The organism is Pedobacter sp. GW822-FHT03F06 (assembly GCF_058801365.1).
This window is the reverse complement of record NZ_JBXANE010000008.1, coordinates 335,640-348,407: the sequence shown is the minus strand read 5'-3', so window position 1 is coordinate 348,407 and position 12,768 is coordinate 335,640. Positions and strand designations below refer to the sequence as shown.

At 37.5% G+C, this 12,768-nt stretch carries 13 protein-coding genes; 7 read left to right on the top strand and 6 right to left on the bottom strand.

Annotation, left to right across the window (positions count from 1 at the left end; translation table 11 throughout):
• Positions 1-302: 302 nt before the first annotated feature.
• Positions 303-2,522 carry an NADP-dependent isocitrate dehydrogenase gene (locus tag AC1RJ8_RS16360; RefSeq protein ID WP_492954493.1) on the top strand — a complete coding sequence of 740 codons (2,220 nt, stop codon included), beginning with the start codon at positions 303-305 and terminating at the stop codon, positions 2,520-2,522.
• Positions 2,523-2,716: 194 nt separating this feature from the next.
• On the opposite strand, the gene AC1RJ8_RS16355 is transcribed toward AC1RJ8_RS16360, so the two are convergent.
• Positions 2,717-3,643 (bottom strand): hypothetical protein, encoded by a 927-nt coding sequence (locus AC1RJ8_RS16355; protein WP_492954494.1) that lies wholly within the window; start codon positions 3,641-3,643, stop codon positions 2,717-2,719.
• A 376-nt stretch (positions 3,644-4,019) separates the two neighbouring features.
• Between AC1RJ8_RS16355 and AC1RJ8_RS16350 the strand changes: the two genes are divergently transcribed.
• On the top strand, positions 4,020-4,427 hold the full coding sequence (locus AC1RJ8_RS16350) for a hypothetical protein (RefSeq protein ID WP_492954495.1): 408 nt from the start codon (positions 4,020-4,022) through the stop codon (positions 4,425-4,427).
• A 146-nt stretch (positions 4,428-4,573) separates the two neighbouring features.
• On the opposite strand, the gene AC1RJ8_RS16345 is transcribed toward AC1RJ8_RS16350, so the two are convergent.
• Positions 4,574-6,397: a DNA polymerase III subunit gamma/tau gene (locus tag AC1RJ8_RS16345; RefSeq protein WP_492954496.1), complete on the bottom strand. Its 1,824-nt coding sequence runs from the start codon at positions 6,395-6,397 to the stop codon at positions 4,574-4,576.
• A 136-nt stretch (positions 6,398-6,533) separates the two neighbouring features.
• On the opposite strand from AC1RJ8_RS16345, the gene AC1RJ8_RS16340 reads away from it, so the two are divergent.
• Entirely contained in the window at positions 6,534-7,280 is a 747-nt protein-coding gene (locus AC1RJ8_RS16340; RefSeq protein WP_492954497.1) for a DUF3108 domain-containing protein, read from the top strand.
• A gap of 5 nt (positions 7,281-7,285) precedes the next feature.
• On the opposite strand, the gene AC1RJ8_RS16335 is transcribed toward AC1RJ8_RS16340, so the two are convergent.
• Both AC1RJ8_RS16335 and AC1RJ8_RS16330 read right to left on the bottom strand, forming a co-directional pair.
• Entirely contained in the window at positions 7,286-8,044 is a 759-nt protein-coding gene (locus AC1RJ8_RS16335; protein WP_492954498.1) for a DUF1570 domain-containing protein, read from the bottom strand.
• 6 nt (positions 8,045-8,050) lie between these two features.
• Positions 8,051-8,914 (bottom strand): AraC family transcriptional regulator, encoded by an 864-nt coding sequence (locus AC1RJ8_RS16330; protein ID WP_057932549.1) that lies wholly within the window; start codon positions 8,912-8,914, stop codon positions 8,051-8,053.
• 182 nt (positions 8,915-9,096) lie between these two features.
• On the opposite strand from AC1RJ8_RS16330, the gene AC1RJ8_RS16325 reads away from it, so the two are divergent.
• From AC1RJ8_RS16325 to rplI, 4 genes are all read left to right on the top strand, one after another.
• Positions 9,097-9,690, top strand: coding sequence for a hypothetical protein (locus tag AC1RJ8_RS16325; protein ID WP_492954499.1), 594 nt, complete (start codon positions 9,097-9,099; stop codon positions 9,688-9,690).
• Between the two features lie 287 nt (positions 9,691-9,977).
• Positions 9,978-10,334 carry a 30S ribosomal protein S6 gene (gene rpsF / locus AC1RJ8_RS16320; RefSeq protein WP_029277408.1) on the top strand — a complete coding sequence of 119 codons (357 nt, stop codon included), beginning with the start codon at positions 9,978-9,980 and terminating at the stop codon, positions 10,332-10,334.
• Positions 10,334-10,597, top strand: a complete 264-nt coding sequence (gene rpsR / locus AC1RJ8_RS16315; RefSeq protein WP_010599582.1) for a 30S ribosomal protein S18 — start codon at positions 10,334-10,336, stop codon at positions 10,595-10,597. The genes rpsF and rpsR overlap by 1 nt, the downstream gene beginning before the upstream one ends.
• Before the next feature lie 12 nt (positions 10,598-10,609).
• Complete coding sequence (gene rplI / locus AC1RJ8_RS16310; protein WP_029277406.1) at positions 10,610-11,053, top strand: 50S ribosomal protein L9; 444 nt, start codon at positions 10,610-10,612, stop codon at positions 11,051-11,053.
• A 127-nt stretch (positions 11,054-11,180) separates the two neighbouring features.
• On the opposite strand, the gene AC1RJ8_RS16305 is transcribed toward rplI, so the two are convergent.
• Complete coding sequence (locus AC1RJ8_RS16305) at positions 11,181-11,879, bottom strand: SDR family oxidoreductase (protein ID WP_492954500.1); 699 nt, start codon at positions 11,877-11,879, stop codon at positions 11,181-11,183.
• A gap of 30 nt (positions 11,880-11,909) precedes the next feature.
• The gene (locus AC1RJ8_RS16300) at positions 11,910-12,719 is read right to left on the bottom strand and encodes a 3-keto-disaccharide hydrolase (protein ID WP_492954501.1); all 810 of its coding nucleotides are present in this window, start codon (positions 12,717-12,719) and stop codon (positions 11,910-11,912) included.
• Positions 12,720-12,768: the final 49 nt, after the last annotated feature.

Genomic DNA, 12,768 nt, shown 5'->3' with positions numbered 1-12,768 from the left:
TTAATTTCCGTGCCTTGCGGGACTACAAGTTTATCTCCCTCTTTTGATTATTTTATTATAAAGATAAAGATATGAGCAGGGCTAAATTAAAAATAGCAAATGGCCCTGCGCTCCAAAACAAATTCCGTCATTAACATTTTACTTGCTATCTGCGATTAATGATACGAACCACCCTATAAATAACATTGCGATGTTCCTTAAGTCATTCGATTATTTTATCTTTAGGCGATTTTAAAAAGATCGGTTTGCAAATCTGGAAACCGATTGAATAGTTAACCTTAATAAGCAAAATCAATATAAACATGTCAAATACATCAAAAATTATCTACACCAAAACCGATGAGGCGCCTATGTTGGCAACCTACTCACTTTTACCTATCGTACAAGCTTTTACCGCATCAGCAGGTATTGATGTAGAAACCAGAGATATTTCTTTAGCAGGAAGAATTTTGGCAAACTTTCCTGAGTATTTAAAAGACGATCAAAAAATTGGTGATGCTCTAGCAGAACTTGGTGCCTTGGCTACCACTCCTGAAGCTAACATTATCAAATTACCAAATATTTCTGCTTCTATCCCGCAATTGGTAGGTGCAATTACTGAACTACAGGCGCAGGGTTTTGCCATTCCAAATTACCCTGATAATGCACAGAGTGACGAAGAAAAAGCAATTAAAGCTAAATATGCAAAAGTTTTAGGCTCGGCTGTAAATCCGGTTTTACGTGAAGGTAACTCTGATCGTAGAGCACCTAAAGCGGTTAAAAACTACGCCAAACAAAACCCGCACTCGATGGGTAGATGGTCGGCAGATTCGAAAACCAAAGTGGCCAGTATGACTGAAGGCGATTTTTACGGTTCAGAAAAATCTACAACTGTTGCTGAAGCAGGTCAGTTTAAAATAGAATTTGTTGCTGAAGATGGGGCAGTAACCGAATTAAAAGCTTTGTCGCCATTAAAAGCAGGAGAGGTGATCGATAGTTCTGCATTGAGCTTATCGGCATTAAAAACTTTTGTGGCCAAAGAAATTGCTGAAGCTAAGGCAGCAGGTGTTTTATTATCTGCACACTTAAAAGCAACGATGATGAAAGTTTCAGATCCGATTATTTTCGGTGCCATTGTTGAAGTTTACTTTGCAGATGTATTTACTAAATATGCCGATCTTTTCAAAGAACTGAACATCGATACCAGAAATGGTTTAGGCGATGTTTACGCTAAAATTGCAGGCAACGCAAAGCAAGCTGAAGTTGAAGCTGCTTTGGCTCAGGCCATAGAAAACGGTCCGGCCCTGGCCATGGTAAATTCTGATAAAGGAATTACCAACTTACATGTGCCATCGGATGTGATTGTTGATGCTTCGATGCCAGCCATGATCCGTACTTCTGGACAGATGTGGAACAAAGAAGGTAAAGCACAGGATACCATCGCTTTAATTCCAGACCGTTGTTATGCCGGTGTTTACACCGCAACTATTGATGACTGTAAAGCAAACGGTGCTTTTGATGTGACAACTATCGGTTCGGTACCAAATGTGGGTTTAATGGCTCAAAAAGCTGAAGAATATGGTTCGCATGATAAGACTTTCCAGGCTACTGCTGACGGAACAATCCGCGTAACTGATGCTGATGGTAAAGTGTTTTTCGATCAGAAAGTAGAAAAAGGCGATATCTTCCGCATGTGCCAAACCAAAGATGCCCCGATTCAGGATTGGGTAAAATTAGCGGTTAACAGGGCGCGTTTATCAGAAACTCCTGCCGTTTTCTGGTTAGATGAAAACAGGGCACACGATAGAGAAATCATCGCTAAAGTAAATACCTATTTAAAAGATCACGATACTACTGGTTTAGATATCCGCATTCTTGCGCCAATTGAAGCTACTAAATTTACTTTGGAGCGTATCCGTAAAGGTTTAGATACCATTTCGGTTACCGGTAACGTATTGCGTGATTATTTAACAGATTTATTCCCGATTTTAGAACTAGGAACCTCTGCCAAAATGTTATCAATTGTTCCTTTAATGAATGGTGGTGGTTTGTTCGAAACCGGTGCTGGTGGTTCTGCCCCAAAACATATTGAGCAATTTATTGAAGAAGGTTATTTACGTTGGGATTCATTAGGTGAGTTTTTAGCACTTCAGGCCTCTTTAGAGCATCTATCTCAAACGCAAAATAACGCAAAAGCGCAGGTATTGGCTGATGCTTTGGATGAGGCTAATGCTAAATTCTTGGCAACGGATAAATCTCCTGGCAGAAAATTGGGTACTATCGATAACCGTGGTTCTCACTTCTATTTGGCTTTATATTGGGCGGAAGCTTTGGCTGCACAAACGAAGGATGCCGATCTGAAAGCTAGATTTGCGCCGTTGGCTAAAACTTTGTTAGAAAATGAAGCCAAAATCAATGAAGAGTTGATCGGTTCGCAAGGTAAACCTCAAAACATTGGCGGTTACTATAACCCTAATGACGAACTGGCAAGCAAAGCAATGCGTCCGAGTGAAACATTAAATACTTCTTTGGCTTCTTTGTAAGCTAAATTTGGGTTGTCAACTTTAATATGCTTCTAGTATGGAAGTTGACAACTCTTAGATACTTTGGCGTCCTGATATAAAAATCGGGACGCTTTTTTTATGAGTTGTCAACTTTAATATGCTTCTAGTACGAAAGTTGACAACTCTTTAATATTATTTCTGTCTGTGCGACATATCTATTGGATAGTAGTCTATTACCTCAGGCGCTCTTGAGCCTCAATTTGTTCATTATACCAAAATTTTTGAGTGGTAAAGTCGAGTGGCCAGTCTTGCTGTGCTTTCGCTTTTATTGAGTTATTCTCAATAGTTAGCATATATTTATATGCATCTATTTGCTCGTTAACCCAAAATTCCTGTGTGCTATAATCATCAGGCCAATCTTTTCTTGCTTTTGCTTTAAGTTTTTGCGTAATTTCTTCTTCTACTGCATCAATTATATCATTTTGAGTACTTTTAACTGTTTCAACTTCTGAAGAAGGATTAGCTTGTTGCTTTTCAACAGTATTTTGATTTTCTGTTAACGGTTTATTTTTATCACTTAAATTTGATAATACAATTAAGGATATTATTACTGTTATTCCAATTTTCCATCCTCTGGATATAGATGAATTTTTCCAAAGGGCATAAAGGCCAACTGGAAAAAAGATTATACATAAAATTATTGTTAACCAAGTTTTTTCGTACCAGCGATTTGAATGATTGGGAATTATAAAGTTTGGATTTGTGTGGAAATCATTGGTTTGAAAGGGTACTATATCTGTTTGAAGCAGTTTCGGCTTATTTTCTGATGATAATATTCTGGAGGTACTTGAAAGAATATTTTCAATATTCTGCCTGTTTTTCCCCATATCGAATGCTCCCCCAAACATAATTCCTGTTTTTGGTGAGGAAGTAATCTGGACTTTGGTTCTATTTTCTGCGATTTCCGTCAACTGTATCGGTATATTTTCGCCCCAACTGTACAAGCTAACTCCTGCTTTTACCATAAACCGACCTTGTAGTTTATCTGCGTTTTCGATCTGTAATCCTTTAATTGTTGGAATTGCAAGTAACATTGCTTCAAAAACTTTGTCTTTCGACATTGGAAATTCACTTTCCCCATTGTGATCTAAAAATGCCATAGTTTGTTTTTTTGTTGATTATATTCAAAACTACACGGTTGATGATGATATACTTTACGGTTTTCCGTAGTAAAGAGGGATGATTAGCGCAGCTCCAGTAGGATCTATTTCTAACCCAGTATTCTTGTTGGGTGAAGTAAAATACAATTGAGATATTGCGCTTATGTTAGTTGGCACTTTGCATGCGTGAGGGATAGCAGCGGAAAGCCCACAGCCCTCCCGATATAAAATCGGGATTCATCGGGCGAGGACTTGGAGTGTATAGCCCGACCCTTGCGCAGCTTGGGGCACGCCCAAATAATAAAATTATTTTGTCAGAGAAAAACCTTATCTATACCACATTGTTATAACCTTATAAATTAAAGGAGACCATATCATGGCAATTAACGAGAATAAAGGATCGCAGGATAAAATACACAGTACCACAGAAAATGGCGAAATCAATAAAGAGAATCTTGCTTATGATGAAAATAAGCAGAGTTACGAGCTCGATGTAAGAGGCACAGATAAAGATTACGACCACCCGATGGGATATGAAACGGTTGCTGCTGGTGCCAAAGATGATGATTCGACCTATGATGAAGCTAACCCTTATATTGGTGATGAATATGCCCGCAATGAAGAAATTGCCGAAGATAACCTGGAGGAATTAGGTATGCACGTAGATAACGGGGAGAGTGTAAAGCTGAGCCCTGAAGATGAAATACTTGCCCGTACACCCGAAGATAACCGCGATGATTTAGATGAAGAAGGTTATCCGATTAACGATACGCCCCAAAAATAGTCAATAGAGCACTGTCGTGAGGATAGTTATTTGACGAAACAATCATAATAGGAAAAGCAGGGTTATACATTTGCAATGATGCGTAATCCTGCTTTTTGTTTAGTAATTTTTAACCGAATAAGTATTGTTAGTTATCCAATATGAATTTACGGATTAACATCTAAATTAAATCTCCTGCGCAATTCGTCAAGCTTTGGATTTTTGTTTACCAGGTAATCGTACTTTTCGCGGTTGCCATAAAGCCTGTTTTCTATTTTACGTTCAACAAGTTTGTACGTAACCTCTACACCAAAATTGCTAAGCTCATTTCTCAAAAAGTTTAACAGCTCAACAGATTCTTGTTGTACAAGGTGTTCCTGTGTTTTACTTTCTACCGAAATTTCGATCAGCTCGGGATTTAAAAGCGTAGGCGCGAAATTATTTAAGATGGTAAAAAGATTGATTTTATCGGCCGCCTTCATTTTTTGAGTAAAGGCATTCCACACTTCCAATAAGCGGTCGTAACTAAAAGGTTCTCTGGCTTCGCCTGTAACTTTTTTTGGCCCCTTGTCATCATCTTCCTGTGCAACACGGTTCAGATCGTTTAAAGATGGAATAAGTGTGCTTATTGCATTGGACTTAGGAATATTGATACTGATGGAAGTTGCAGATGGTGGCGGACCAACCCTTGGTGTTTCCTTTGGCTTTTCTTCTGCAAGAATTTGAGGTAAAACCGCATTTTTAAAAACAGGCGCTACAGCCTGGGCCGTATTTTCGCTTTCTGTTTCCGGCTTTGGTGTTTCTGCCTGTCCGGCTACGACATTAGTTTTTTTTTTATCCTGATCTACGTCAGTTGCTGTGTTAATGGGGCTTAAAGGCTGTTGTGCTAAATTGACGACCGACCGGATATGGCACATTTTAATCAGTGCCAGCTCTACCTGTAAACGTTGGTTTTTAGAATTCTTGTAATTTAGATCGCAGGTATTGGCCAGGTTTAATGCTGTTAGCAAAAACGATAATTCTGTTTGCCTGCACTGATCGAGGTATTTTTGTTTGATGTTTTCGCTAACTTCTAAAAGTTTAATGGTCGATGCGTCTTTACCCACTAATAAATTACGGAAGTGCGAAGCCAGGCCATTTATAAAGTTATTGCCATCGAAACCGTTATTCAAAATTTCGTCGAACAGGAGTAGGGTTTGGCTAACTTCTGCTGCGGTTAAATAAGAGGTAAGCTTGAAAAAATAATCGTAATCTAAAATATTAAGGTTATCGATTACAGCTTTATAAGTGATGTTCTTGTTTGCATAACTTGCAATCTGATCGAACATCGATAGTGCATCACGGAGTCCACCATCTGCCTTTTGGGCAATAATATGCAAACCATCGCTTTCAAAAGCAATATTTTCGCGTTGGGCAATAGTTGATAGGTGATTGGCAATATCTTCTACCTGGATCCGGTTGAAATCAAAAATCTGGCAACGCGATAAAATGGTTGGCAGGATTTTATGTTTCTCGGTAGTGGCCAGGATAAAAATAGCATAAGAAGGTGGTTCTTCCAGTGTTTTCAAAAAGGCATTAAATGCACTTTGCGATAACATGTGAACCTCATCAATGATATAGATTTTATATTTTCCCGCTTGTGGTGGTATACGAACCTGCTCAATTAAACTACGGATATCATCAACAGAGTTGTTCGAAGCCGCATCTAATTCGTGAACATTAAAAGAATGCCCGTTCTGGAAAGAAAGGCAATTATCGCATTGGCCACAAGCTTCCATTTCTGCTGTAGGGTTGGTACAGTTAATGGTTTTTGCAAGGATACGTGCACAGGTTGTTTTACCCACACCGCGAGGCCCGCAAAATAGAAATGCCTGTGCTAGCTGATTGTTTTTGATGGCGTTTTTTAACGTACCGGTAATATGCTGCTGGCCAACAACGGTTTCGAAGGTGGCTGGGCGGTATTTACGGGCAGAAACAATAAAATTTTCCATCGGCACGAAAATAGGAAAAATTTAGGTGTTGTAAGATTGAAAAGTTGGAATGTGGAAAAGTTGAAATACCTAAATGATTTGTAAAAGATTAAGTAACATTTAATGATAAAATTAATCTAATCGTAAAGATTTATAAATGAGGATATTAATTTTTATTAACGCGATATTGTTTTCTGTTGCGGGCGTTTCAATGGCACAGGTTGATACTATAAATGCACAAAACCATAAATTGGTAATGAGCAATCTGAAAGAGGGAAAAACAAGTTATCTTGTTTATATGACTGATTCTCTTGAAACGAAACGGACCGTAGGAGATATATGGGAAAGAACAACTGCTTTTAAAAAAAGAGATAAAAATGAAGTGGTAGAATTTGATTGGAAATGGCTTCACAACGATTCCCTTTTTGCCACAATAACGAATATCTGCGATCGAAAAACAATGTCTCCAATTTATCATTATGCTAGTTATAAACGTAGGGGTGTTTTTGCTTATGATTATAAAAATGGCCTGATGCAACCATCGGATACCGTGAAAAATAATGATGCAATCAAAAAAGGTCCGGTTAAATTGGATATTCCGATCATTTCGTGGGAGCAGGATTTAGAAACTTATTCATTATTACCAATTAAAAAGGTTGGCCAGCAGTTTGATATTTCATTTTTTGATCCCAATGAAAAATCAGCAAGCTACCATCATTATGAAGTGGTTGGCAAAGATAATTTGAAATTGAATTCAGATATAACAGCTAATTGCTGGCTGCTTAAAATTAATTACAGCCAAGACAGTTATGCCATTTTCTGGCTAACCGAGAAATCAAAAGAGGTAATTAAAATGAAAGAATATTATAAAGGTAACTATCGTATAAAAGTTAAGCAATATTGATAATATTAATGATGCAGGTTGTAAAACAGTTTATAATTTGCTTCAAATGTATTAAAACTGCCAAAAGTAAGGTCAATCGCTTTTTCGGTATCGTAACCCTGCGTATTGAGTTTAATTATTTTTTTTAACAGGTCTGTTCTTTTGGATTTAATAAAAAAGTAGATCACACTGTAGGCTGTGTTGTAATTGTCGTCTATATCATGCCCGTAAAATGAACCACTGTATATTTTAAAGAAATTTTTTAGCCTTTCGCTGTCTTTCGAATCTATTCCTGCCTTTATGCTCTTAATTCTACCACTTTGTGGATAGGAGTATAAATTTCCTTCACTGTCAAAATCTAGTGTTTCGAAAAACTCTGCAAGGCCTTCGTTTAACCATTTGGGCGATTTTTTAAAATTAAACTGGAAAATACTATGGCTGGCCTCATGGAGCGCTACCGAAATGAAATCGCTGCTCTTATATACAAAGGCTTCGTTAATTGCGGCAATATAAAATCCGGCACTATTTATTGGTGCACTATATGTTTTTTGCACTAACCGGTAATCTTTGTTTTTTCCATATAGGTTTATTTTAACAGGTGCAGTAATGTTCTCTCTTGTTTCGAAAATTTCATTGCAGAACATGCGTTCGTAAGCAATCAGTTTCTCTATCTTCTTTTGCTCGGTTTCGCTTATTTTGCAGTTAACTAAATTAATGTCAACATATTGCGCGTAAAGAGATAGGCTGATGATGTTTGAGAGTATCAATAGTAGGAATTTGTTCATGCTCATTTATTTAATCAGCGACTTAAGCTCGTGCCTATATTCTGAAGCACTTTTGCCCGTAAACTCCTTAAACAATTTATTAAAATGGCTAAAGTTGTTAAAACCGCTTTCATAAGAAATATTGGCGATACTGATGGGTTTTTCGGCCAGAAGCTTTGAAGCATGTACCACCCTGTATTCATTTACAAAATGGGTAAAGGTTTTTTTGGTGATCTTTTTAAAATATCGGCAAAAGGATGGAACAGTCATGCTCGACATTTCTGCGATGTGCTGCAAGCTGATCTGATCCTGAAAATGATCTTTTACATAGTTAAAGATCATATTGATGCGGTCGTTATCCTGCACCTGCATTTCCATCGAAAACCCGTCGGCATTTAAAATTTTATAATCTTTGGCGTGTTCAAGTTCTTTTAAAACGCTCAGCAAGGTTAAAAGCCTATCGAATGGAGGCTGATCGTCCATCATTTCGATCCGGTCGCCTACCATACTCTTGGTTTCGCTGCCAAATGCAATTCCGGCCTTTGCTTTATCAAAAAGCTCATGGATTCCTTTTATCTCCTGCAGGCCTAAAAAAGTGGCGCCCAAAAAATCGGGCTTCATCTGGATTACTGTTTCGTTTTTGTTTCCCGTATTGGTATCGGTAAATCCGCAATGGGGGAGGTTGCTGCCAATCAGGATCAGATCGCCATCGGTATAATAAGAAACGTGGCTGCCAATCTGCCTTTTCCCGGCACCGCCATTTACAAATACCATTTCAACTTCGGGGTGGTAATGCCAGAGGTGCGCCATGTTATTGGCGTTTTCTACATATTTTGAATAATAGAATGAACTCCCGAAAGAGGGTTCAACAACCTCGAAACTTGGCTTCATTATCTTCTAATTAATTGCACTAAAATACATAAAAAATATGCTTTATTATAACTTATGACAAAATACCCCTGTAATTGGGGTAATATAGCATAGATATTGGAAAATATGCAATCGTCTATATCTCAGTTACCTCCATATCTTAGTGGTGTCATATAATTATTAACTCTTTAAAAATATTGGTTATGAAAAAGTTCTTAAAAATCGGTTTAATAGCAGCGTTGTTTTTTACTGCTACGGGTGTTCACGCTAACGATGATAATTTTACATTAAAAGTAAAAGGCGAAAAAGAAAAGTTTATCCGTTTTTCTGTAGATAAGGCAGAAGACGTTAATCTGTCACTGATCGGTGCAGATGAGGAAGTTTTATTTGAAGAAAATATCCATGCTTCAGCTTTCTCAAGCAAGGTTTATGATTTAAATGCACTTCCTGATGGAAACTATATACTTAAAGTAGAGTCTGAATTAAAATTGGCTAAATATACAGTAACCATCAAAGATGGTGAGGCATTGGTGTCTGAGCCAAAAGTATCTAACATATTTAAACCGGTTTATACTAAAAATGATCAGGTAATTACCCTTAATCTGGATAACCTGGATAAAAATCCGATCGAAATTAAAGTATACAACGAATACAATGACGAGGTTTACAACGAAGTATTTAAAGATAAAGCGCAGCTAACAAAAAAATTCAATATCAGCAAAACAGATTCTAAAGAATTAACCTTTGTGGTGAAGTATAAAGAAGAAAGTTTTGTTAAAACGATACAAACTTATTAAACATTACAGCTAATTGATATGGGGAGATTGTCGGATAGATAGTCTCCCTTTTTTGTTTGGGAGATTAGATGTGAGGTGTGCGACATGAGATATGTGGCCAGGATCATGATGAGGTAACTTGTCGCGGTCATTTTTTGTGTTTCGTTTTATTACGTAACTTTTTCTTTCTTAATTGCTTGCGATTCTTCTTTTTTCTAATTAATCATTTGATTTTAAGAAATATATTGTTACTTTTGCATCCCCGTAATATACCTCGGGATTAAAAATTAAAAACATAATTTATAACAATGAATCAGTACGAAACTGTTATCGTTCTAACCCCTTTGTTATCAGAAGAAGTTGCTAAAGAGGCATTAGCCAAATATAAAGCAATTCTTGTTGATAACGGAGCCGAAATTGTCCAAGAGGATAATTGGGGTTTGAGAAAATTAGCGTATCCAATTGAGAAAAAATCAAACGGATTCTTCAACTTAACTGAATACAAATCTTCAGGTGATTTGATCGCAAAATTAGAGCTTGAATTAAAACGCGATGAGCGTGTGTTACGTTTCTTAACCATCCGTTTAGACAAACACGCTGTTGCTTACAATGAGAAAAAGCGTAGTGGTGCTTTTAACAAAAAAACTAAGGAGGTTGCAGCGTAATGGCAAGAGAACAAATACAATACGTAACTGCCCCTAAAGTAGAGGATAACCGTAAAAAATATTGCCGTTTCAAGAAAAACGGAATTAAATACATCGATTACAAGGATGCAAATTTCTTGTTGAAATTTATTAACGATCAAGGTAAATTATTACCACGCCGTTTAACTGGTACTTCGTTAAAATTCCAACGTAAAGTGGCTCAGGCAGTTAAACGTGCCCGTCACATCGGTTTGTTACCTTTCGTTGCTGATCAATTAAAATAGGAGGCTAGAGATATGGAAATTATTTTAAAACAAGATATTAAAGGCCTTGGTGAGAAAGATGATGTAGTTACAGTAAAGCCAGGTTATGGCCGTAACTATTTAATCCCTCAAGGATTTGGAGCATTGGCTACTTCTTCAGCTAAAAAAGTTTTAGCTGAAAACTTGAAGCAAGCTGCTTTTAAACAAGATAAAATTAAGAAAGATGCTGAAGGTGTTGCTGAGCGTTTAACTGATGTTAAACTTTCAATCGGTGCTAAAGCAGGCGAAAGCGGAAAAATCTTCGGAGCGGTTAACACCATCCAGATTGCTGAAGCATTAAAAGCACAAGGCTTTGATGTAGACCGTCGTCGTATTACTTTCGAAACTGAACCTAAATTTGTTGGCGAATATGTTGCTAACTTAAACTTACACAAAGAAGTTAAAGTTCAGGTTCCTTTTGAAGTAGTTGCTGAATAAGCATTCTTTAAAGAATCTAAAAAAGGTCGCGATGAAAATCGGGACCTTTTTTTATGGAAAATGGAATAGGCAAAATGGGTGATAGGGATCTCTATCTCATTTTCCATCTTCCCTATTCCATTAGGTATTATCCTTTTGGGGTAGTCGGTCTGATTTCTACCTTACTCGGTAAAGTCCTTGCTGGCATAGCCAATAAATCAACAATTAGTTTGCCCATATCCTCTGGTTGGATTTTCCAGGCATCATCTTCAGCATTAGGCTGGTGATCGTTAAAATGGCTCGCTACAGATCCTGGCATAATGGTACTCACCTTTACACCATATTTTCTTAAATCGAGCATAACCGACTGCGTAAAACCTGTTAAACCAAATTTACTGGCATTGTAGGCTGAGCCACCTGCAAAAAAGTTTGTGCCGGCTAAGCTTGATATGGTAAAGATATGTCCCTTGTTCTTTTTGATTTCTTCAACGCTGGCTTTAATGCTGTAAAAAACGCCTGTTAAATTGGTATCAATGGTTTCTTTCCATAAATCTATATCCAGCTCGTCAATAGGTGCAAAATGCCCTATGCCAGCGTTGGCAATGAGTATATCCAATTGACCCCATTTTTCGAGTATCAGGTTTACCGCACCTTGCTGAGATTTAAAATCTGCAACATCTGCTTCAATGGCCAATACATCACCGTGAGCCACCAGATGTGATGCGGCCTGGTTTGCGCTGGCAATTGTCCTGCTGGTAATGGCTACTTTATAACCTTCTTTTAAAAGGGCTTCGGCAATACCGAAACCAATTCCTTTACTTCCTCCTGTAATTAATGCAACTTTCATGTTCTTGTAACGTATAGTATCGAAAAATGTTTAATTAGATTTTTTGTTGTTATGGTGCGGAAGCTCCATAATCTGGATATCTTTAAAATCCACTGGCTGTCCTTCACTTTGTAAGGCAATAAAACCTTGTGTAAGTGCTTTTCCATCAATTTTAATTTTCGGATCGAAACGGTTAGCTACGCCTCCGCCAATTTGTGGTTTGCTGTATTGCAATACGGTATCACCATTAATAATATGTTTAACGATTGAATCGCCCATAACAATAAGCTCGGCAGATACCCACTGGTCGCCATCGTATGTTTTTGATTTCGAATCTAAACAATGACCTGGGAACATACTGCCATTGTAAAAAATCTCCGTGCCTGGTGAACACATGTTTCCGGTAGGACGGGGACGGCCATCGCTTAAACCACCTAAAAACTGCATCTCGATCGAAATTGGCCAATCCTGTTCTTTAGGCATGGTTTTCGGATCCTGGGAATGGAACATTACCCCACTATTGCGTAAAGTATAACTTGGCGCACCTTTTTGCAGTTCGCCAACAAAACGGTATTTTAATTTTAGGTGATAATAGGAAAATGGGGTTTTATAATAAAGATGACCAAACTGATCATTGAAATCACCGTATTGGTCATATCGAACTTGTATAGTTCCATCTTCAACCCTAAAGGTATTTCCGTAGTTTACATTGTAATCGTGGTGGTGGATTTTAACATTCCAGTCTTTAATGTCTTTCCCGTTAAAAAGTGTTATCCATTTTTCAGATCTGTTATTGATGTTTTTGGTTGTACTGCAGCTCCATAGTGTAACAGCAAGAAAGAGATAGCCTAGTTTTTTCATTTGGTTAATTTTGTTTTGCACCCTGTTTAAAAATGTGAATCACAAAATA